The following is a 21,670-nucleotide window of genomic DNA, read 5'->3' as shown; positions in this document are numbered from 1 at the left end:
CAGTCCGACCACCTGCCGGACGCCTACTGACGCCCCCGATCGGCGGGATAACCGCCAAAAAAGATCCACCGCAGGATTTGCGAACATGCTGCGTGTTGCTTGGGGACGGTGACAAAAAACACACCGCCCCCTTTCGCAATCACAGGAGCTTCAGCATGTCCGCTCGCAATCTGCTCATCGCCGCCAGTGTGATCGCCACCGGTTTTGCCGGCGGACTCGCGCTTGCACAGCCTGCCGCACAACAGCCCGGTGCACCGGCTGCGCAAGTGCAGCGCGCCGATCATGTTCGCCCGGCGCCGGGCCGCTTCATTGAAGGCCGTATCGCCTTCCTGAAGACCGAACTGAAACTGACCGCGCAGCAGACGCCGCTGTTCGACAAGCTGGCCGACGAGATGCGTGCCGGCGCCAGGACGATGCAGGAGCGCCATGCGCTGCGTCAGCAGGCCAGCGCGACCACTGCTCCGGCCTCGGCACTCGAGAAGCTGGAGCGCCGCAGCACGGCGATGAAAGAGATGACGGCTGCACAGGACCGCTATCTCGCCGCCTTCCGTCCGCTCTACCAGTCGCTGTCGGCTGAGCAGAAGCAGACCGCCGACCAGCTGTTTGGCCAGCATGGTCATATGGGTGGCAGGCACCGGGCGGCGAAGTACCATTAAACCGGCATTAAGCCTTTGGCGCGGGGCCCTCTTTCATGAGGGCCCCATTTTTATGGCCCTGGCTGTCACAAACCGGCCGGGCCTATCGTCTGGGGTATGTCACAAGGAGAAAAGCCATGACCCAGCGTCTCGATTACCGCGCCCTCAGCCCCGACGGGGTAAAGGGCCTGTTCGCCAGCCAGCCCTATCTGATCAAGACCCTGCCCCGTCCCTTCCTCGATATGATCTGGATCCGGGTATCGCAGATCAACGGCTGCGCCTATTGCGTCGACCAGCATGTCAAGGATGCCCTGCAGCACGGCTCCAACGAACGCAAGCTGCATCATGTCTCCATCTGGTGGGAGTCACCTCTGTTCGATGCGAAGGAACAGGCAGCGCTGGCCTATGCCGAAGCCGTCACACGACTGGAACATCAGCGCGTCGCCGAGGATGTCTATCAGGCCGCCAAAGCGCAGTTCGATGACCGCACGCTCACCGACCTGACCATCGCCATCGTCGCGATGAACGCCTGGAACCGGCTGGCGATTGCCATGTGCAAGGGCGCACCGGCCTGAACCGGGCCCAAGCCTGTTAAAGGCGGCCCTGTTAACAGCAACGAGGTCCATGCTACATCACGGGCATGGACCTCGCCGCCGCCATTCCCCCTTTCTCGCCCTTCCTGCTGGGCGTGCTGGCCAGCGTGGTTGCCGGTTTCGGTGCCACCACGCTGGGCGCGGCGCCCGTGCTGTTCCTTGGCACGATGAAAGACAGCACGCGCAACCTGATGCTGGCCTTTGCCGCCGGCATCATGCTGGCGGCCACCTTCTTCTCGCTGCTGCTGCCGGCGCTGGGCCAAGCCGAGAAGGTCTTGCACAGCCCGAGTGGCGCGGCGCTCGGCGTGATCGCCGCACTGCTGGTTGGCGCATTGACCATGCATCTGGCGCACAGCCTGGCGCCGCACGAACATTTCGGCATGAAAGGCCGCGAAGGCGCCGACGCCTCGCGGCTCGCCCGCGTCTGGCTCTTTGTCATCGCCATCGCACTGCATAACTTCCCTGAAGGCCTTGCCGTCGGCATCGGCGCCGCCAGCGGCGATCTCAGCAGCGGGCTGGGGGTCACCTTCGGCATCGGCCTGCAGAATCTGCCCGAGGGCCTGGCAGTTGCCGTCGCCCTGCGTGGCGAAGGTTACACCCGCAAGGCCGCCTTCCTGGTGGCGGCGCTGACCGGTGCGCTGGAACCGCTCGGCGGTCTCGTGGGTGCCGGCGCGCTGGCCGTCTCGGGCGGCCTGTTGCCCTGGGCACTGGCTTTTGCGGCCGGCGCGATGCTGTTTATCATCTCGTCCGAGGTGATCCCCGAAACCCATCGCCATGGCGTCGAACGCGGCGCGACCTCGGCCTTGTTTGGCGGTTTCGTGGTCATGCTCTATCTGGATGTGGCGCTCGGCTGACCGCCAGTTGTCGCCGACGGTTTCCCGTCTCAGTTTGTAGGGCTAAAATACCGTCTCGTCTGAGTACAAACAAAATCGCGCAGGCCTGTCGGCGAGGCGCATGAGGAGAAAATCATGGCGTCGCAGAACTCGACCGCAACTCTCTCCATCGGCGGCCGCATCAATCTTGGTTTCGGCATCGTGATTGTACTGCTGCTGATCGTAGCCGGTGCCGGCATCTTCGGCAGCAATAATGCCAGCGAACTCTTCGACAGTTTCGACGAGACCTCCGATGCCACCCGTGCAGTACTGCGGGCGGAGCGCGACATCATCGACCTGAGCCGCAACGTGCTGCTCTATACCGACCGCGACAGCCAGCCGGCACTGGAGAATGCGCGCAAGCTGCTGCAGGAAATCCCGGCAACGATTGCGGAAGCCGAGAAGGATGCCGATGCCAACGAGCGCCGCATCCTGGGTGAGATCCGCGACCTGACAAACCAGTTCAGCGCCGCGATCGAAGAAACCGTCGCCGCCAAGGCAGACTATAACGGCGTGTTCCAGAAAGACGTCGTGCCGGCCAGCACCATGATCCGCCAGATTCTGCCGCAGATGATATCGCAGGCCGTTGCCACCAACGATTACCAGACGGCCTTCGAAGCCTCGCGGGTTTCCGACCTTCTGAACTCCATCGGTGCGTCTGCCTACCAGTATCTCTATCGGCCGCGTCCCGAACTGCTCCAGCGTACACAGCAGTTGACCGGTGAACTCGGCACCGCGAGCGCTTCCTTTGCCGACCGCCTGATCACCAAGGGACAGATGTCGGCCGGCGAAGAGATGAAGGAAGCTGCCGCCGCCTATGGCGAAGGACTGGTCAAGGTGATGACTTCCATCGGCCGCATCAATACCGACATGGCAGGCCGCATGACTCAAGCCGCCGTCGGTGGCATCGAACGCGCCAATGCGCTGGCTGCGACCCGTAGCGCCGAACTTGACCAAGTCGAAGCGGCCATGCACCGCAACCTGGAACTGACGCTGGCCACCATCGCCGTTCTTGCACCGATCGCGCTGATCGCCGCATTGGCTGCCGCCATGCTGATCGGCCGGTCTATCCGGCGGCCGGTCCTGGCCCTGACCGAAAGCATGGGCGTGATCTCGACCGGCGATTATGCCGCTGCCGTGCCTGGACTGGACCGCGGCGACGAAATCGGCCGCATGGCCAAGGCCGTGCAGGTATTCAAGGAGAACGGCCAGGAGAATGAACGCCTGCGCCAGCAGGTGGAGATCGACCGCGAACAGCGCGAACGCGACCGTGCCGCGCAAGAGGCGGAACTCGACCGCTCGGTCGGCATGGTGGTGCAGGCCGCCGTCGCCGGCGATCTCGGCAAACGCATCGACACGGCCGGTCTGGAAGGCGTGATGCACAAATTGGGGACCGGCATCAACAGCCTAGTCGGCAGCGTCAGCACCGCTATCGACGAGGTCGGCCGCGTGCTGGCGGCCATGGCCGGCGGCGACCTGACCCGCCGTGTGGATGGCGAGTATCAGGGCGTGTTCGCCGAACTGAAGGATAATGTGAATGCCAGCAGCGAGAAATTGGCCGGCACCGTGAAGGGTATCGCCGAAGCGGCTTCGGCGGTGAACGACGCCTCTTCGGAAATCTCGACCGGCAGCCAGGATCTGGCGCAGCGCACGGAATCGCAGGCCGCATCGATTGAAGAGACCGCCGCCTCGATGCACGAGATCACCACCACGGTGAAACAGAATGCCGACAATGCGCAGGCCGCCAACCAGTTGGCGGTAGCGGCGCGCGATACCGCCGAAAAGGGTGGCAGTGTGGTCAGCGATGCCGTCGGTGCCGTAACGCGGATCGAGGAAAGCGCGCAAAAGATTTCCGACATCGTCGGACTGATCGACGAGATCGCCTTCCAGACGAATCTTCTTGCGCTGAATGCTTCGGTGGAAGCCGCACGTGCCGGCGAAGCCGGCAAGGGTTTCGCCGTCGTGGCACAGGAAGTGCGTGCCCTCGCCCAGCGTTCGGCCGATGCCAGTCGCGAGATCAAGTCGCTGATCACCGAGTCAAACGCACAGGTGAAGACCGGCGCCAGCCTGGTGAACCAGACGGGCACCTCGCTGACCGAGATCGTCACCGCGATCAAGAAGGTGTCGGATATCGTCGCCGAGATTGCCGCGGCCTCGCGCGAGCAGGCCATGGGCCTCGATCAGATCAACACCGCCGTCGGCAGCATGGACGAGATGACCCAGCGCAACGGCGCACTGGTGGAAGAGACCTCGGCCTCGGCCCAGGCGCTCGCCGGTCAGGCCAAGGAACTGACCCGCCTCGTCGCCTTCTTCCGCGTGAGTTAAGCCGGACGCTTGAGCTCGGCGAGCAGGATGCCGCCGAGCACGAGCACCAGTGCGACGACGTGATAGAGCGCCAGCTGCTCGCCCAGAATCAACATGGCGAAGCTGGCGCCGAACAGCGGCATCAGGTTGGTGAACAGCCCGGCCCGGCCGGCGCCGATCAGTTCGACGCCGCGCATATAGAAGATCTGCGACAGCAGCGACGGGAAGATTGCCACGTAGATCAGCAGCATCCAGCCCTTCGTGGTCGGCCAGAAGAATTCACCCATGGCAATTTCATAAGCCAGCGGGAAGAATGACGAGAGAAGCGCTGCCGGCGTCAGGGCTGCGAAAAAGACCAGGCTGGGCACCAAGGGACGGTGGCGCAGCAGCAGCGAATAGCCGGAATAGAAGATCACCGCGATCAGGATCAGAATGTCGCCGCGGTTGACGGTGAGTTCCAGCAGATGCTGCAGGTCGCCTTTGGCGGCCGTCCACACCACGCCGGCCATCGACACCACCATGCCGACCCACTGCAATCTGGTGACCGGCTGGCGATAGAAGACCAGCGCGCCGATCAGAATCATCGCCGGCATCGCCGCATTGATGATGTTGATGTTGATCGCCGTGGTCGTATAAGCCGACCAGTAGAGCAGGATGTTGTAGCTGGTGTAGCCCAGCGCCCCCATCATGGCGAGATAGGGAATGCGCGGCTTCAGCACCGGCCAGTGTTCGCGCAGGCCCCGACCCGCCAGCGAGAACATGATGCCGGCGACGATCAGCCAGCGCAGCAGGGTGAGCGAGGCCGGTGAGATTTCACCAACCGCCATGCGGCTGACGACGGAATGGCCGCCCCACATTGCCACGGTCAGCACCAGCAGCAGATAGGGATTGGCGAACAGACGGGTCAGCAGGGATTGATCGGCAGGCGGGACGGACATGTTTCCCCAGGGGATACAGATTGGCGACACGGACTTGGCAACACTCATGCAGACGACGCAGTTTCGCCGCCTGCAACGCCCTCTTCCGTGGCCAGTCCCCCTTGACCGGTAATGTGACCCGCCCCGCCGGTCGCGGCAAGGCTTGTGAAAACCCTGTCCCTTTCATGACGGCTGGGCTAAACACCGGCCATGACTTTCATTTCCGGCGACCAGGCGATTCTCCATATCGATCTCGATGCGCTGGTCGCCAACTGGCGGCGGCTGGGCGGCATGGCGCCCCAGGCGGAATGCGCCGCGGTGGTGAAGGCGGATGCCTATGGCGTCGGTGCTGCCGAAGTGGGCAAGGCGCTGCAAAAGGCCGGATGTCGCCGCTTTTTCGTGGCGCATTCCGAGGAAGCGCTGGCGCTGCGGCAGGCCCTGCCGGATGCCACTATCCATATCCTGCACGGCCCGACCATGGGCGGTGAAGCCGAACTGGCGGCCGCCAATCTCACGCCGGTGCTCTCAACGCCGGGGCAGATCGCCGCCTGGTCCCAGCTTGCGAAAAAACTCGGCCGCCGGCTGCCCGCCGCGCTGCATGTCGATACCGGCATGAACCGGCTCGGCCTGTCGGAAGCCGAGGCCTATGCGGTCGCCACCGACCCGTCTCGGCTGGATGGCATCGACCTGGCTTTCGTGATGAGCCACCTCGCCTGTTCCGACGAGCCGGACCATCCGCTGAACCGCCAGCAGGCCGACAGCTTCGCAGCCCTGCGCCAGCGCTTCCCCAACCTGAAGGGCAGTCTGGCCAATTCGGCCGGGATTTTCCTGGGCCCGGACTTCCATCATGACATCCTGCGGCCGGGAATCGCGCTCTATGGCGCCAATCCGCTGGACCCCTCGGCCGGGCCGCGCCGTGAAGCCAGCCGTATGGCGGAAGTGGTTCATCTGCAAGGCAAAATACTGCAGGTCCGTTCCGTTGACAGGGGCATGACCGTTGGCTACGGTGCCGGCTATATCGTTGAAAAACCGACCCAAATTGCCACTGTGGCGGTCGGTTATGCTGACGGATTTTCTCGCGCGCTGTCCGGCCGGGGCAACGCCATCATCAAAGGTCGCCAGGGCCATGTGCGAGTGCCGATCGCGGGGCGGGTCTCGATGGATCTGATCACGCTGGATGTCTCTGCGCTCGACGTAGGCGATTGCCCGCCCGGCACGCCGGTCAGCCTGCTCGGCGGCGGCATCGACATCGACGAACAGGCAGCACTGGCCGGCACCATCGGCTACGAACTGCTGACCCAGCTCGGCCGGCGCTACCGCCGTATTTACAAGAGCGCCGCATGAACCCGCTTGCCATCATCGGCCGCGTCTTCCTCGACTTCCTGACCGCCATCGGTCGCGTCGCGGTCTTCACCTTCCACGGCGTGCGCCACATCTTCATGCCGCCCTTCTATCTGCGCCTGCTGGTGCGGCAGATGATGACCATCGGCTATTTCTCGCTGCCGGTCGTCGGCCTGACCGCGTTGTTCACAGGCATGGTGCTGGCGCTGCAGATCTTCATCGGCGCCGGACGTTTCAATGCCGAAAGCGCGGTGGCCAGCATCGTGGTGCTGGGCATCACGCGTGAACTCGGCCCGGTGCTGGGCGGCCTGATGGTCGCCGGTCGTGTTGCCTCTGCCATGGCCGCTGAGATCGGCACCATGCGCGTGACCGAACAGATCGATGCGCTCACCACGCTCTCCACCAACCCGTTCAAGTATCTGGTGGCGCCGCGCCTGCTGGCCGCCACGCTGTCACTGCCGGTGCTGGTGCTGGTGGCCGATATCATCGGCGTGATGGGCGGCTACCTGATCGCCACGCACAAGCTGGGCTTCAATGCCGGCACCTATATGAAGAACACGCTGGACTTCCTGCAGACGCTGGACGTCGTGTCGGGTCTGGTAAAGGCAGCGGTGTTCGGCTTCATCATCGCGCTGATGGGTTGCTATCACGGCTTCCAATCGCGCGGCGGCGCGCAGGGCGTGGGCAAGGCCACCACCGATGCGGTGGTCTCGGCCTCGATTCTGATCCTGGTCGCCAACTATTTCGTCACCGAACTCTTCTTCGCCGGCAAATGAGCGACACTCCGAACAAAATCGTCCTCAAGGACATTCACAAGCGCTTCGGCAGGAAGGTCGTGCTCGACGGCCTGAACCTGGAAGTGCCGCGTGGCAAGTCGCTGGTGGTGATCGGCGGCTCGGGCACCGGAAAGTCGGTGATGCTGAAATGCGTGCTCGGCCTGATCCGGCCCGACAGCGGCCAGATCCTGATCGACGGCCAGGATTCGATGAAATTCGATAACGGCGAGCGCGAAGAGGCTTTGCGCAAGTTCGGCATGCTGTTTCAGGGCTCCGCCCTGTTCGACTCCCTGAAAGTCTGGGAGAACGTCGCCTTCGGCCTGATCCAGGGCCGCAATATGCCGCGCGGCGAGGCGAAAGAGATCGCGCTGGAAAAGCTGGGCCAGGTCGGTCTCGGTCCCGAAGTGGCAGAACTTTCGCCGGCCGAACTTTCCGGCGGCATGCAGAAGCGCGTAGCGCTGGCGCGCGCGATCGCTGCCGAACCCGAAATCATCTTCTTCGACGAGCCGACCACCGGCCTCGATCCGATCATGGCCGATGTGATCAACGACCTGATTGTGTCCTGCGTACGCAAGCTGGGCGCCACCACGCTCAGCATCACCCACGACATGGCCAGTGCGCGCAAGATCGCCGACTACATCGCCATGATCTACAAGGGCAAGATCATCTGGCACGGTCCGGCCTCGCAGGTCGACACGTCCGGCAACGACTATGTCGACCAGTTCATCCATGGTCGGGCGGAAGGCCCGATCAAGATGGAAGTGCTGAAGCCTTGAACCGGCTTAACGCGTTTTCACACATCGTCACCCCGGGCTTGACCCGGGGTCCCATTTCCTCACCATCGCAAAATGGGATCCCGGCTCGCGCGACGCAACAGCGTCGCTTGGCCGGGATGACGACCGCGGTTTAGCGATGGCAAAGGCGTCGGAATCCTTCGTCTGCCAGAACTGCGGCGCCGCCTACCGCAAGTGGCAGGGCCGCTGCGATGCCTGCGGCGGCTGGAACACGATCATTGAGGAAGCGCCCAAGGTTGCCGTGCCGAAGGGCCTTTCCGCCGGCAAGGGCAAGGCGATCGGCTTCGCCAGTCTGAGCACACAGCCCGACAAGGTGGTACGCACCATCAGCGGCATCAATGAATTCGACCGCGTGCTGGGTGGCGGCCTGGTGCCCGGCTCCGCCATCCTGATCGGCGGCGATCCCGGCATCGGCAAATCCACCATTCTGCTGCAGGCTGTCGCCTCGCTCGCCCGCAAGGGCACGACAGCGCTGTATGTGTCGGGCGAAGAGGCCGTGGCACAGATCGGCCTGCGCGCGCAGCGTCTGGGTCTGGCCGATGCGCCGGTGATGCTGTCAGCGGCCAACAGCCTGCGCGACATCCTCGCCGGCATCGATCAGGCGATGAGCCAGGCCAAGGGTGGCCCTGCCGTGATCGTGATTGACTCGATCCAGACGATCTTCGCCGACAATATCGAAAGCGCGCCCGGCACGGTGAACCAGGTGCGCGCCTGCGCCCATGAACTGGTCCGCGTCGCCAAACAGTCGAATGCCGCCGTGTTCCTCGTGGGCCATGTCACCAAGGACGGCCAGATCGCCGGCCCCCGCGTGGTCGAGCATATGGTCGACACCGTGCTGTATTTCGAGGGCGAGCGCGGCCATCAGTTCCGCATCCTGCGCGCGGTGAAAAACCGCTTCGGCGCCACCGACGAAATCGGCGTATTCAGCATGACCGATGGCGGCCTGGCCGAAGTGGCCAATCCCTCGGCCCTGTTCCTCGGCCGCTCGGAAGCCGGCAAGGCCGACCCCGTCGCCGGTTCTGCCATCTTCGCGGGTATGGAAGGTACGCGGCCCTTATTGGTGGAAATCCAGGCGCTGGTCGCCCCTTCGCCGCTTGCGACACCGCGCCGCACCGTCGTCGGCTGGGATTCCGGCCGGTTGGCCATGGTGCTGGCGGTACTGGATGCAAGATGCGGCTTGCGTTACTCGGGCTGCGACGTCTATCTCAACGTGGCCGGCGGACTGCGGGTCGTGGAGCCGGCCGCCGATCTGGCCGTCGCTGCTGCGCTATTGTCGGCTCTGGCCGATACGCCGGCACCGGAACGTACGGTTTTCTTCGGCGAGGCAAGCCTGGCCGGCGAAGTCCGCCCGGTCAGCCAGTCGGACTCGCGGCTGAAGGAAGCGGCCAAGCTCGGTTTCACCCACGCTGTCATGCCGGCTGGCGCAAAATCTAAGGTCAAGGATATCGGAACGAGCGAGTTGATGCGGCTGAACGAACTGGTCGAACTCTTCCCCGCTGCCCGGGCTGCCGCCAAGCGCGCCAATGCCGGCCGTGGCGGTGCGAACTGGACCGGTGAGGAGGACTGAGCCGTGTCGTCCCTGCCAATCAATATCGTCGACCTGATCGTCATCGTCATCCTGCTGCTGTCAGCTTTGCTGGCGCTGTTCCGGGGCTTTGTGAAGGAAGTGCTGTCCATCGTCGGCTGGGTGGCCGCGCTGGCCGTTACCTACTTCTTCTTCCCCCTTGCCCGCGACATTGCGCGTACCTATATCGAGTCACGGATTTTCGCCGATATCGCGGCCGGCATCGCCCTCTTCCTGCCGACCCTGATTCTGTGTTCGATCCTGACTCACTGGATTTCCGAACAGGTTCGACGGGCTTCGGCGATTTCTGCCGTCGACCGCTCACTGGGCTTCCTGTTCGGTCTGGCCCGGGGTGCGCTGATCATTGTGGTGGCTTGGTGGATCGTGGACAGGCTGATTCCGGTGCAGACCCAGCCGACCTGGCTGGCCGAAGCCCGCACCCGCCCGCTGGCGGTGATGGGGTATGAATGGGGTGCCGAGATGATCCTGCGGCAAATTGACCCGACTCGGGTACCCCCGAAAAGGGCGGTTGGGCCGCAATCCACTCCCATTCCAGCCCATACAAATCCGGGGGGCGGCGCTGACTCGCGCGCCCAAACCGGGTATAAGACCGAGGAACGCCAGGGCATCGAGAGTCTGATCCAGAAGCAGGACAAACCTTGAGCCGCCACGAGCCGGTTTCGCTCGTCGGACGATGGAGCCGTTAGAAATGCAAACGAACCCCTTCGACGACGACAAGCTGCATGAAGAATGCGGCATCTTCGGCATCTTCGGTACGTCCGACGCCGCTGCCAACACGGTGCTGGGCCTGCACGCGCTTCAGCATCGCGGCCAGGAGGCGGCGGGCATCGTCGCCTATAACGAAGGCCGCTTTAACAGTCACCGTGCGCTGGGCCATGTCGCCCCGAACTTCTCCTCCGAGAAGGTGATCCGCGAACTGCCGGGCGACCGCGCCATCGGCCATGTGCGCTATTCCACCTCGGGCGGCACGCTGCTGCGCAACGTGCAACCGATCTATGCCGATCTCGAACTGGGCGGCATTGCGCTGGCCCATAACGGCAACCTGACCAACGCGCGCATGATCCGCGACGACCTCGTGGCCAAGGGCAGCATCTTCCAGTCCACCATGGACACCGAAGTGATCACCCATCTGGTGGCGCTGAGCCGCAAGACCAGCGTGGTCGACCGCATCGTCGACGCGCTGAAGCAGATCGAAGGTGCCTATGCGCTGGTGGCGCTGACGCCGAAGAAGCTGATCGGCGTGCGCGATCCCTGGGGCGTACGTCCGCTGGTGCTGGGCAACCTCAAGGGCGCGCCGATCCTGGCGTCCGAGACCTGCGCGCTCGACATCATGGGCGCCGACTTCGTGCGCGACGTGGAGCCGGGTGAGCTGATCGTGATCGATGCCGAGGGCATCCACAGTCACCACCCCTTCCCGCCAGTGCAGCGCCGCTTCTGCATCTTCGAATACATCTACTTCGCCCGGCCGGACTCGCAGATGGAAGGCCTCAGCGTCTATGAATCGCGCAAGCGCATCGGCGCCGAACTGGCCCGCGCCAGTGCCGTCGATGCCGATGTGGTGATCCCGGTGCCCGATTCCGGCGTGCCGGCCGCCATCGGCTATGCGGCCGAAAGCAAGATCCCGTTCGAGCTTGGTATCATCCGCAATCATTATGTCGGCCGCACCTTCATCGAGCCGACCGACCAGATCCGCCATCTGGGCGTGAAGCTGAAGCACAACGCCAATCGCGCCTATATCGAAGGCAAGCGGGTGATCCTGGTGGATGACTCCATCGTGCGTGGTACGACCTCGACCAAGATCGTCGAGATGGTGCGCGATGCTGGCGCCAAGGAAGTGCATATGCGCATCGCATCGCCGCCGACCACGCATAGCTGCTTCTACGGCGTCGATACGCCGGAACGCGGCAAGCTGCTGGCGGCGACCCACTCGATTGAAGAGATGACCAAGTTCATCAAGGCCGACAGCCTTGCCTTCCTGAATATGGAGGGCCTGTATCGCGCCATGGGCAAGCCGGCGCGCGATCCGCTGAAGCCCGCTTTCTGCGACGCCTGTTTCTCGGGCGATTATCCGATCGGCCTGACCGACGAAGTCAACCGCGGCACCCGCGGCCCGCGCCAGCTCACCCTGCTCGCCGAAACGGCGTAACCCGTAACAAGAAGACTGTAGAAGAATGCGTCTCAAGGACCGGATCGCGCTGATCACCGGCGCCAGCCGCGGCATCGGCGCCGCGATTGCCAAACGTTATGCTGCCGAAGGCGCGCATGTAATCTGCGTCGCCCGCACCACCGGCGGCCTGGAAGAACTCGATGACGAGATCAAGGCGCTCGGCGGTTCCACCACGCTGATCCCGCTCGACCTTGCCAAGACCGAGATGATCGACGGCCTGGCCGCACCGCTGCTGGAGCGCTTCGGCCGCATCGACATTCTCGTGGGCAATGCCGGCATCTTCGGCCGCATGACGCCGCTGCATCAGTTCCCGCCCAATCTGTGGGAAGAGGTATTCAAGGTGAACGTGCATGCCAACCAGCGCCTGATCCGCGCCGTGCATCCGTTGCTGTTCGCCTCCACCGCCGGCCGCGCGATTTTCGTCACCTCCACCGTCAGCCGCGAAATCCGCGCCTATTGGGGCGCTTATGCGGCCTCGAAAGCGGCGCTCGACAACATGGTGATGGGTTATGCGAAGGAAGTGGCGCAGAGCAACATCCGTGTGAACCTGGTCAATCCGGGCGGCACACGCTCGAAGATGCGCGCCGAGGCCTTCCCTGGCGAAGATCCGAGCACGCTGCCGAAACCGGAAGACATCACCGAAGTCTTCGTCGCCCTGGCCGAAGCCAGCAGCACGCGCAACGGCGAATGGATCAACGCCCGCGACTTCTGTGGGATCAAGGCCTGACCTTCGCCGCATGACGCAGATCGCCGCTATCGTTGACCAACTGCTGGCGGCACGACGCGGCGGGCCATTACTGCAGCCCACCGAAGACCTTCCCGGTTTCGACGCCGTCTATGCGATCCAGTCCGGCGTGATGGCCGGGCTTGGCCGTGTCCGCGGCTGGAAAGTCGGCCGCTGGGACGCGGGCTCGCCGCTGATCTTTGCACCGATCCGCGCCGACCTGATGCGTCCGGCGCCCGATACGCGCCAGCCGGCGGAATGCCGCCTGCGCGGTGCGGAACTCGAACTCGGCTTCCGGATCGATGCGCCACTGCCCTCGCCTGGTGCGCATGATTTCCTGCCGGCGCTGGCGGCCTGCGTCACGCCGATGACGGTGTTCGAGATCGTCGACAGCCGGCTGGCCGAACCGAGAACCGCCAGCAAGCTGTGGCAGCTGGCCGATTTCCAGCTCAACGCGGGGCTGGTCTATGCTGAACCGTTGACGACACCGTGGCAGCCTGACGATTTCGCCCGTCCGCAAGTGCAACTGACCGCCGACGGCGTGGATGTCTGCGCCGGCCCGGCAATGCTGAACACCAATACGCCGTTCGGGATGCTGGCCGACTTGGTCCGCACCTGCGGCGATCACTGCGGTGGCGTACAGCCGGGCCAGATCGTCACCACCGGTTCCTTCACCGGACTGCGCTTCTTTGCCAAAGGCGCACAGCTGACCGGCCGCATTGCCAACCTGCCGCCAGTCAGCGCCAGCTTCGCTGCCTGATTACGTATCCGGTCATGCCCGGGCTTGACCCGCGCATCCCGTTTTTTATGGTGGAAAAAACAAATGGGACTCTCGGGTCAAGCCCGAAAGTGACAGTCAAGCATGCAATCTACTCGCTCTCCCGCCACCGGCATGGCACTGGTCGCCCTCGGTGCCATCGGCTTCGGTCTGATGCCGCTGTTTGCCCGCACCGCCTATGCCGACGGTTTATCCGCGCTGTCGCTGCTGAGCTGGCGCTTCGGATTTGCCGTACTCTGCCTGCTGCCCTTCCTGCCGCGTCTACTGGCGGCACGGCGCGATACGCTGATCGCCGTCCTGACAGGCGCTGGTTACATGGGCATCAACCTCTTCTACTTCCTGGCGCTCGAACGCCTCACCGTCGCGCTGACAGTACTGATCCTCTTCACCTATCCGCTTTTCACCATCCTGATCGGCTGGCTCGGCTTCCGCGAGAAGCTGACATGGCAGAATGCCACGGCCGCGCTGATCGTTCTGCTTGCTGCGATCCTGATCCTCGCTCCGACTGGCTTTGGCGATCAGGTCGATCCGGTCGGGCTCGGTATGGCCTTCGTGCCGCCTGCTGCCTATGCGCTGTTCGTGCATATCGCCGCCAAGCGCCTCAGTTCGATGACCATTCCGGTGCGGCTCGGCGGCGTCTTTCTCGGCGGGCTGATCGCGATGGTCGTGCTCGGTCTGGTCATGGAAGGCCGCATCACAGCGCCCGCCACTGCCGCCGGCTGGGGCGCAGCGATCGCGCTGGCGCTGCTGAGCACGGTGTTTGCACTTGGGCTGCTGCTTTATGGCGCGCCCATCGCGGGGGCCGAACGCACGGCCGTCGCCGGCGCCAGCGAACTGGTCACTGCGCTGGTGGTGGGCGCGGTTGCCTATAACGAGTCACTGGAACCGACCACTCTGGCCGGTGCCGCGATGATCATCGGTGCGATCCTGCTGGCCGCGCGCGGTGAGCGGCAGGAGGCAAAGCCAAATAACACTACGCTGAATGTATAAAATTATTATCAACGACCTGAATTTGATAAAATAGCGCCACCGGCATAGCATGCTCCCACCAGCAGAGGGGAGAATGCACCTCATGTCATTCCGGATTCATGCCCTTGCCGTCGCACTTGTGCTGACGGCCGGCAGCGCTGTTGCCCAGCAACGCATCCCACTTAACGATACGGCACTGGCCGCACAGGGCTGCAATGTCTGCCATGGCAGCCAGTCGTATCTCTCGCCGACCATGCCGGCGATCCGCGGCGTCGATGCCGCGACACTGTACACGGCGCTGATCGAGCTGAAGACCGACAAGCGCCCCAGCACCATTATGGGGCGTATCTCTCGCGGCTATTCGGATGAGCAGCTCAAGGCGCTCGCCGATTATCTGTCGAAGAACTGAGCGGGAGAACAGCCATGACCTCGAATATCTCTCGCCGCAAAATCCTCGCCGGTCTCGGCGCCACCGCCGGACTCTTCGCGGCGCCCCACATTGCCCGCGCGCAAGGCTCGGCCGGCCGCGTCGTCGTGATCGGTGGCGGCTTCGGCGGTGCGACGGCCGCGCGCTATATAAAACTGTTCTCGCCCGACATTGATGTGGTGCTGGTGGAGCGCGATGCCACCTATGTCACCTGCCCCTTCTCGAACTATGTGCTGGCCGGTATCCGCGACATCAACAGCATCACGCATGGGCGCGATCCGCTGCGCCAGCGCTACGGCGTGCGGCTGGTGCGCGGCGAAGCCACGGCTGTCGATACCAGTGCCCGCAGCGTGAAGCTGAAGGACGGCGCCAATCTGCCTTATGACCGATTGGTCGTCGCTCCCGGCATCGAGCTGAATTATGCCGGCGTGCCGGGCTGGAGCGAGCGGGCCGCCAATACGGTGATGCCGCATGCCTGGAAAGCCGGTCCGCAGACGGTGCTGCTGCGCAGGCAGCTGGAAGCCATGGCCGATGGCGGCACCGTGATCATCGCGCCACCGGCCAATCCCTTCCGCTGTCCGCCCGGTCCCTACGAGCGCGTCAGCATGATCGCCTGGTACCTGAAGACCCGTAAGCCAAAGTCGAAGATCCTGGTGCTGGATGCCAAGGATGCCTTCTCCAAGCAGGGCTTGTTCATGGCCGGCTGGGAAAGCCAGTATCCCGGCATGATCACCTGGATCGCCGGCAAGGACGGCGGCAAGGTGGAAAGCGTCGATCCCAAGGGGATGACGGTGACCGCTGGCTTCGGCAAGGAGAAAGGCGCGGTGATCAATGTGATCCCGCCGCAGACGGCGGGCAAGATCGCGCTGGATGCCGGACTTGCAGAGTCGAATGGCTGGTGCGCCGTCGATCCCAACAACTTCGCGTCGCGCAAAGCGCAGAATGTCTATGTGCTGGGCGATGCCTCGATTGCCGGCCAGATGCCGAAATCCGGCACTTCGGCCAACAGCCAGGCCAAAGTGGTAGCAGCCAACATCGTGGCGAGCCTGCGCGGCGTGCAGCCGCCGGCCGCCGTGTATCACAATACCTGCTACAGCCTGGTGACGCCGGACTACGGCATCTCGGTCAGCGATACCTATCGTCCGGGCCCGCAAGGTCCGACGCTGGTGCCGAATTCCGGCGGCGTGTCGCCGGCACGTGCCACCGCCGCGCAACGCAAGGCCGAAGCCGAATACACGATGGGTTGGTATGCCAGCATCATCGCCGACACATTTGGTTAAGCCAAAAAAAGAAAACCCCGGAGCACAAGGCTCCGGGGCTTCAGTTGGGGAACACGAGGGTCATCCCTCGACGCTGACCCGGAGATCATTCCACGGTCACCCGGCCCTGCGCTGTGATCGCGGTCACAGGCCGGAGAGCGCAGCGGAACTGACAGAAACTGTCAGCCCCCACGTCATGTCTCGCGGTCATACAACGTCAAATCAGGTGTGGAATCAGCCGGCTTTCGCGAAGCCGGTATCATGATTGCGCAGCAGCGTGATGCGGAAACCGGCCGATTCCGGCACATGCCGCTCGAGCTGGCGCTGGGCGGCCTTTTGCGTCGCCCCCTGGATCAGGTAATGGCGACCGTTGACCCATTGACGCGCCGGATGATGCGCATCGATCTCCTGCAGGCCTTCATCATGCTGCACGAGGAATTCCCAGATTGCACCGCCGGGATCGAAATTCTCGGTTGGCGTGACGCGGTAGACAAAAGGCAGCGGTTCTTCCTCATGCCGCTTTTTCAGCTGCTCGAGCTCGTCTTCGATGGCGGCCAGTTTCTTCAGCGCAGCACCGATATTCTGGTCCGCCTCGGCGGACTGGCGTTCCGCTGCTTCGGCAGATGCCTGCAGATCGGTCAGGCTGGTCTGCAGGGTGTTTGCCCGGCCGCTGACCGAGTGCCAGGCGTCGCGCGCGCGCTCGTAGGTCAGATTTCCAATCAGCAGGACCAGCGCCAGATTGGCCGCTGCCACCAGCACATAGGTCAACGACATCATGTCGAGATTGAACAGGCTAGACATCGGCGCGCTTCAGCTTTCCACGGAACGGCTGGATCGAGAGGATCGAGGCTTCCTTGTTGAACCGCTGGTAACAGAGCTGCTTCGCCGTGTCGCCGTCGACGCCCCAGATCACCAGCCGGCCCATGCGATAACCTTCGCTGTTGGTCGACGTGGTGCCAAGACCATGAAACATGTCGTGCTTGCGGCGCAGCAGCACACGGGCATACCAGCCCTGCGCGCCCATGGCCGGAACGCCGATCTCGAAGACTGTGTTGTTCTGCGGATCCTGCAGCGCCTCTTCGGCATTGCGCAGGGCCTGTACCTCGCGGAATACGCCGAGATACTGCGACTCAATCCCCTGCAGCCGCTTGTTGCGATCGGCCAGCAGGCCGGCCTTTTCATGGTAGATGCGCCGCGCCTCTTCGGCTGCTGAAGTCAGTTGACCGAGGTCATGGTGTCTGGTCGCCATCGTCTTGATCAGGCGCGACAGGGCATCGCCGCCGATGCCAATGGCCAGCAGCAGGATCATGCCCGGAATGGTCGCAAACGCGATGTCGACGATATTCATGGGAAAACTGGGTTCGCTTCGGGACTGCAAGAATTCTAGTAGCAGTTGTTCATTGCCCAGCCGTTAATTCTTGGCAACGCTTATTCTCACAAGAATTCCAAAGATTCATAAAATTATAATAATAACAATAGCTTAACTATAAATTTGATTCTCATCGCCGGGTGGTTTTCCGATAACCCGGGACGGCCGGATTCCGGGGCATCGGACGGAACGGTTTCGCCCGTTACGGTCGTACGGCCCCGAGTCCCCCAACGGCCGCCCAGCTCCCGTACTCCGGCCTGACGTGATGACGCCACGTCAAATACAAATCATCTTTCTGCAAAGGCCGGCGCACTTGCCTTTTAGGCGTCGCCGCACTCTCTAGGACCATTCCCCTTCCCTTCCCTGATGGACTCCCATGACCGGACTCTTCGACAGCTACCGCCTCGGCAACCTCAGGCTTTCCAACCGCATCGTGATGGCTCCGCTGACTCGCAACCGCGCCGGTGCCGGGAATGTGCCGACCGCGCTGATGGCCGAATATTATGCGCAGCGCGCCGGCGCGGGCCTGATCGTGGCCGAGGCTACGCAGGTGGTGCCCGAGGGCCAGGGCTATCAGGATACGCCCGGTATTCACTCCGCCGAGCAGGTGGCGGGCTGGAAACGCGTGACCGATGCCGTGCATGCCGGGGGCGGTCGCATCTTCCTGCAGCTCTGGCATGTCGGCCGCGTCAGCCATGTCGACCTGCAACCGGGTGGTCAGGCTCCCGTGGCGCCGTCTGCCATCCGCGCCAAGACCAAGACCTTCGTCGGCGGCACTTTCACCGATGTCTCGGAACCGCGTGCGCTGCGGCTGGATGAAATCCCAGCCATCGTCGATGGCTATCGCAAGGGTGCGGCGAATGCAGTCGCTGCCGGCTTCGACGGCGTCGAGATCCACGGCGCCAATGGCTACCTGCTCGACCAGTTCCTGCGCGACGGCATCAACCAGCGCACGGACGCTTACGGCGGCAGTATCGAGAACCGTGCCCGCCTACTGCTGGAAGTGACCGAAGCTATCGTGAAGGAGATCGGCGCTGACCGCACCGCCATCCGCATCTCACCGGTGACACCTGCCAACGACGCGGTCGACAGCAATCCGCAGCCTCTGTTCAACTATGTGGTCGAACAGCTCGACCGGCTCGGCCTGGTCTATATCCATGTGATCGAGGGCTCGACCGGCGGTCCGCGCGACAACCTGCCCTTCGATTACGGCGCGCTGCGCAGCCGCTATCGCGGCGCCTGGATCGCCAATAACGGCTATGACCGCGCCATGGCGGAGAATGCAGTGGTCAACGGTCGCGCCGACCTGATTGCCTTCGGCCGGCCCTTCATCAGCAACCCCGATCTGGTCGAGCGCCTGCGCAATGATGCTCCGCTGGCGCAACTCAACCGCACCACGCTCTATGGCGGCGGCGCCGAGGGTTATACCGACTATCCGGCGCTCTCCGCCGTGGCAGCGGAATAACTTCCGAATAACCTTGGACCTCAATTCACTCACCAAGGCGTGAGGAACTGGATGCACGCCCTTGGGTTAGGCTGATGGCTTGACCCGGGAGCGTTCATGAACAGCAGTGTCTTTCGCCAGCCGACCGCGCATCTGGTATCGCTGGCAACCGCCGTGCCGGATTTTGGACTGGCACAGGATGACGTCGCGCGTCGCGCCGGCGAACTGTTCGCGCCGATGGTTTCCGATTTCGGCCGCCTGACGCCGATCTATCGCAACGCAGAAATCGAGCAGCGCCATTCCTGCGTGCCAATCGACTGGTACGTCCAGCGGCATTCATTCGGCGAGCGCAACGACCTGTTTCTCGGCAATGCCACCGACCTGCTGGCCGAGGCGGCCGAGAAGGCATTGGCGGAAGCTGGTATTGCGGCCCATGAGATCGACATCGTCGTCACCATCTGCTCCACCGGCATTGCCACACCCAGCCTGGATGCACGGCTGATCGGCCGGCTTCGCCTGCGCAGCGACGTGCAACGCCTGCCGGTCTTCGGCCTGGGCTGCGCCGGCGGCGTACTCGGCCTCTCGCGCGCCGCCGCGATGGCCAAGGCGCGGCCGCAATCCAATGTGCTGCTGCTGGCGGTCGAACTCTGCGGACTGACCTTCCGCGCGCAGGACCGTTCGAAAAGCAACATCGTCGCCACTGCTCTCTTTGGCGATGGCGCAGCGGCGGCCGTGATCAGCAGCCGCAGCCGTCATGCCGGCAAGCCCATGCTGGGCGCGGCCGGCGAACATACCTGGCCCAACAGCCTGGATGTGATGGGCTGGGATGTCGGCGATGATGGGCTGAAGGTGATCTTCTCGGGCAATATCCCAGACCTGGTACGTAACGACCTGCGCCCGGTGGTCGACCGCTTCTTTGCCGATCATGGCATCCTGCCCGAAGAGATCGCCGGCTATCTCTGCCACCCCGGTGGCGCCAAGGTGCTGGATGCGCTGGAGGAATGCTTCGATCTGCAGCACGGTGCCATGCGTCATGCCCGCGAGGTGCTGCGCGAACATGGCAATATGTCCTCGGTCACCGTGCTGTTCGTTCTGGCTGCCGCGATGGCGGATGGCGTGCACGGCCGGCAACTGCTGACCGCGCTCGGTCCCGGTTTCACAGCTGCGCTGCAGGTCATCGATCTGCAATGACCGTCTTTCACATCGTACTGGCTTTCGTCGTGGTGCAACGCCTGGCCGAACTGGTCTGGTCGGCGCGCAACACCCGCCGCCTGCTGGCGCGCGGCGCACAAGAGATTGGCGCAGGGCACTATCCGCTCTTCGTGCTGCTGCATGGCTCATGGCTGATCGCGCTGGCGCTGACGGTTCCCGCCGAAACACCACCGCATTGGCCATTGCTGTGTGTATTCGCGGTGCTACAGCTCCTGCGCATCTGGGTGGTGGTCACGCTCGGACCTTACTGGACCACCCGCATCATCACACTGGATTCCGCACCACTGGTGCGGCATGGCCCGTTCCGCTGGCTGCGGCACCCCAACTATGCCGTGGTGGTCGGCGAGATCGCTGTACTGCCGCTGGCATTCGGTGCCTGGCAGATCGCGCTGATCTGGAGCCTGCTCAATGCGCTGTTGCTCTGGCATCGCATCCGCGTGGAAGAAAATGCGCTGCAATCACGACGTACAATTGCTCCGGCTACAGGTAATTGACCAGCGAGAGCGACAGCATCTTGCTGGTCACCACATAGGATGCCTCCAGTGCCGATTGCAGGCCGGCGATGCTGGTTGTGACCTCGGCGGTATCCGCATCCTGGATGCCGCCGATGCGGATTTTCAGCAGATCGGCCGCGCGGGCATGACGCTCCTGCACCTCTTCGAGATGCTGCTGCCGGTAGCCGTTGCTTGAGGCTGTCGACTTGAGATCTGAAATCGCCAGGTCGAGCTGTTTCATCGCATCGTCGACACGAGCCTGATAGTTCGGATCGTCCACACCGAGATCGGCCGTGGCATCGCGGAAACGCAAGATAGCATCGATCACGCGCTGAAAGCCCGACTCCACGGCGGAGACACCATAGGAAACGCGCTCATTGTCGTCCACGTAAAGCCCGACTTCACTCGTATCATAGAAATTCTGCAGGTCGGCGGGGCCGAGATTGAGATACGGCGGCTGGCCGGGCTGGGTTCCATCCGTTACCACCTGTAGCGGATCGTCATAGCCCGGCGTACCCGGCACTGCGCCCGGTCCATAGACCGCCGGCAGGTCAGACAGCGCGCCCGACAGCGGATTGGCGTTGTAATTGCTGCCGGAGAAGATGTAGCGGTCGCCGTCCTTGGTTTGCAGGATACTGCCGATCTGATTGAGCAGCGTGGCGGCCTGCGTCGCCGGGGCGGCCGTGGATGCAAAATACGGGTCGCGGTTCTTGATCATCATGTCCTTGGCGTCGGTCGCCAGGTCGATGATCTTCTCCAGCGAAAGTGCATAGAGATCAGTGCGATTGGCTGCCGTCTTCAGCGCCTCGGTATAGTTCTCCACCGTGCCGAGTTTGGACTTCAGTGCACCGAGTTCCTGCGCCTGGCTGGAAACGCCGATCAGGCCGTCCAGCTTCAGCCCGGTGGCGAGCTGCTGGTTCTGCCGGTTCAGCATGGTGGTGAGCAGGCTGATATTGCGGCTCATCGCCTGCTGCATGGCCAGCTGGGTCGTTCCGGTCAGGGCAACCATG

The 21,670-nt window shown here is 63.4% G+C and carries 22 protein-coding genes; 18 read left to right on the top strand and 4 right to left on the bottom strand.

Translation table 11 applies throughout. The annotated features are described in order from the left end of the window. Positions 1–155 precede the first annotated feature (155 nt). The 4 genes from CTR53_RS10180 (at position 156) to CTR53_RS10165 (ending at position 4,425) form a co-directional block, all read left to right on the top strand. Complete coding sequence (locus CTR53_RS10180; protein WP_290812372.1) at positions 156–656, top strand: Spy/CpxP family protein refolding chaperone; 501 nt, start codon at positions 156–158, stop codon at positions 654–656. Between the two features lie 116 nt (positions 657–772). Then, positions 773–1,210: a carboxymuconolactone decarboxylase family protein gene (locus CTR53_RS10175; protein WP_290812369.1), complete on the top strand. Its 438-nt coding sequence runs from the start codon at positions 773–775 to the stop codon at positions 1,208–1,210. 65 nt (positions 1,211–1,275) lie between these two features. Beyond that, the gene (locus CTR53_RS10170) at positions 1,276–2,082 is read left to right on the top strand and encodes a ZIP family metal transporter (RefSeq protein WP_290812366.1); all 807 of its coding nucleotides are present in this window, start codon (positions 1,276–1,278) and stop codon (positions 2,080–2,082) included. A 114-nt stretch (positions 2,083–2,196) separates the two neighbouring features. Then, on the top strand, positions 2,197–4,425 hold the full coding sequence (locus CTR53_RS10165; RefSeq protein WP_290812363.1) for a methyl-accepting chemotaxis protein: 2,229 nt from the start codon (positions 2,197–2,199) through the stop codon (positions 4,423–4,425). On the opposite strand, the gene CTR53_RS10160 is transcribed toward CTR53_RS10165, so the two are convergent. Then, positions 4,422–5,342, bottom strand: coding sequence for a DMT family transporter (locus CTR53_RS10160; RefSeq protein ID WP_290812361.1), 921 nt, complete (start codon positions 5,340–5,342; stop codon positions 4,422–4,424). The genes CTR53_RS10165 and CTR53_RS10160 overlap by 4 nt on opposite strands. Before the next feature lie 189 nt (positions 5,343–5,531). Here CTR53_RS10160 and alr point away from each other — a divergent pair, with 189 nt between their 5' ends. The 11 genes from alr to CTR53_RS10105 all read left to right on the top strand — a co-directional run bounded on the left by alr (position 5,532) and on the right by CTR53_RS10105 (position 16,162). Beyond that, positions 5,532–6,665 (top strand): alanine racemase, encoded by a 1,134-nt coding sequence (alr, locus tag CTR53_RS10155; protein ID WP_290812358.1) that lies wholly within the window; start codon positions 5,532–5,534, stop codon positions 6,663–6,665. Further along, entirely contained in the window at positions 6,662–7,438 is a 777-nt protein-coding gene (locus CTR53_RS10150; protein ID WP_290812355.1) for an ABC transporter permease, read from the top strand. Before alr ends, CTR53_RS10150 begins: the two co-directional genes overlap by 4 nt. Continuing rightward, complete coding sequence (locus CTR53_RS10145; RefSeq protein WP_290812352.1) at positions 7,435–8,214, top strand: ABC transporter ATP-binding protein; 780 nt, start codon at positions 7,435–7,437, stop codon at positions 8,212–8,214. Before CTR53_RS10150 ends, CTR53_RS10145 begins: the two co-directional genes overlap by 4 nt. Positions 8,215–8,350: 136 nt before the next feature. Beyond that, complete coding sequence (gene radA / locus CTR53_RS10140; RefSeq protein WP_290812349.1) at positions 8,351–9,799, top strand: DNA repair protein RadA; 1,449 nt, start codon at positions 8,351–8,353, stop codon at positions 9,797–9,799. Positions 9,800–9,802: 3 nt separating this feature from the next. Then, positions 9,803–10,459 carry a CvpA family protein gene (locus CTR53_RS10135; protein ID WP_290812346.1) on the top strand — a complete coding sequence of 219 codons (657 nt, stop codon included), beginning with the start codon at positions 9,803–9,805 and terminating at the stop codon, positions 10,457–10,459. Between the two features lie 46 nt (positions 10,460–10,505). Next, on the top strand, positions 10,506–11,963 hold the full coding sequence (gene purF / locus CTR53_RS10130; protein ID WP_290812343.1) for an amidophosphoribosyltransferase: 1,458 nt from the start codon (positions 10,506–10,508) through the stop codon (positions 11,961–11,963). 25 nt (positions 11,964–11,988) lie between these two features. Next, a complete protein-coding gene (locus CTR53_RS10125) occupies positions 11,989–12,711 on the top strand; it encodes an SDR family NAD(P)-dependent oxidoreductase (protein WP_290812341.1) in 723 nt (240 codons plus the stop codon). Between the two features lie 10 nt (positions 12,712–12,721). Next, positions 12,722–13,468 (top strand): hypothetical protein, encoded by a 747-nt coding sequence (locus tag CTR53_RS10120; RefSeq protein ID WP_290812338.1) that lies wholly within the window; start codon positions 12,722–12,724, stop codon positions 13,466–13,468. 102 nt (positions 13,469–13,570) lie between these two features. Further along, on the top strand, positions 13,571–14,476 hold the full coding sequence (locus CTR53_RS10115) for a DMT family transporter (RefSeq protein ID WP_290812335.1): 906 nt from the start codon (positions 13,571–13,573) through the stop codon (positions 14,474–14,476). Positions 14,477–14,558: 82 nt separating this feature from the next. Then, entirely contained in the window at positions 14,559–14,864 is a 306-nt protein-coding gene (locus tag CTR53_RS10110) for a hypothetical protein (RefSeq protein WP_290812332.1), read from the top strand. Between the two features lie 14 nt (positions 14,865–14,878). Next, positions 14,879–16,162 (top strand): NAD(P)/FAD-dependent oxidoreductase, encoded by a 1,284-nt coding sequence (locus CTR53_RS10105; protein ID WP_290812329.1) that lies wholly within the window; start codon positions 14,879–14,881, stop codon positions 16,160–16,162. A 213-nt stretch (positions 16,163–16,375) separates the two neighbouring features. On the opposite strand, the gene CTR53_RS10100 is transcribed toward CTR53_RS10105, so the two are convergent. After that, positions 16,376–16,942 carry a hypothetical protein gene (locus tag CTR53_RS10100; RefSeq protein ID WP_290812326.1) on the bottom strand — a complete coding sequence of 189 codons (567 nt, stop codon included), beginning with the start codon at positions 16,940–16,942 and terminating at the stop codon, positions 16,376–16,378. After that, positions 16,935–17,489 (bottom strand): hypothetical protein, encoded by a 555-nt coding sequence (locus tag CTR53_RS10095; RefSeq protein WP_290812323.1) that lies wholly within the window; start codon positions 17,487–17,489, stop codon positions 16,935–16,937. Before CTR53_RS10095 ends, CTR53_RS10100 begins: the two co-directional genes overlap by 8 nt. A gap of 397 nt (positions 17,490–17,886) precedes the next feature. On the opposite strand from CTR53_RS10095, the gene CTR53_RS10090 reads away from it, so the two are divergent. The 3 genes from CTR53_RS10090 to CTR53_RS10080 all read left to right on the top strand — a co-directional run bounded on the left by CTR53_RS10090 (position 17,887) and on the right by CTR53_RS10080 (position 20,660). Beyond that, positions 17,887–18,975, top strand: a complete 1,089-nt coding sequence (locus tag CTR53_RS10090; RefSeq protein ID WP_290812320.1) for an alkene reductase — start codon at positions 17,887–17,889, stop codon at positions 18,973–18,975. A 96-nt stretch (positions 18,976–19,071) separates the two neighbouring features. Further along, positions 19,072–20,145, top strand: a complete 1,074-nt coding sequence (locus CTR53_RS10085) for a type III polyketide synthase (RefSeq protein ID WP_290812317.1) — start codon at positions 19,072–19,074, stop codon at positions 20,143–20,145. After that, positions 20,142–20,660: an isoprenylcysteine carboxylmethyltransferase family protein gene (locus tag CTR53_RS10080; protein ID WP_290812314.1), complete on the top strand. Its 519-nt coding sequence runs from the start codon at positions 20,142–20,144 to the stop codon at positions 20,658–20,660. Before CTR53_RS10085 ends, CTR53_RS10080 begins: the two co-directional genes overlap by 4 nt. Here CTR53_RS10080 and CTR53_RS10075 read toward each other — a convergent pair. Next, entirely contained in the window at positions 20,647–21,669 is a 1,023-nt protein-coding gene (locus CTR53_RS10075) for a flagellin (protein ID WP_290812311.1), read from the bottom strand. The two genes, CTR53_RS10080 and CTR53_RS10075, sit on opposite strands and share 14 nt — an antisense overlap. Between the last annotated feature and the right edge of the window lies 1 nt (position 21,670).

This window comes from Ferrovibrio sp. (assembly GCF_002796975.1).
Taxonomy (GTDB): Bacteria; Pseudomonadota; Alphaproteobacteria; order Ferrovibrionales; family Ferrovibrionaceae; genus Ferrovibrio.
The sequence above is the reverse complement of the archived record's forward strand: the minus strand, read 5'-3'. Positions and strand labels throughout refer to the sequence as shown.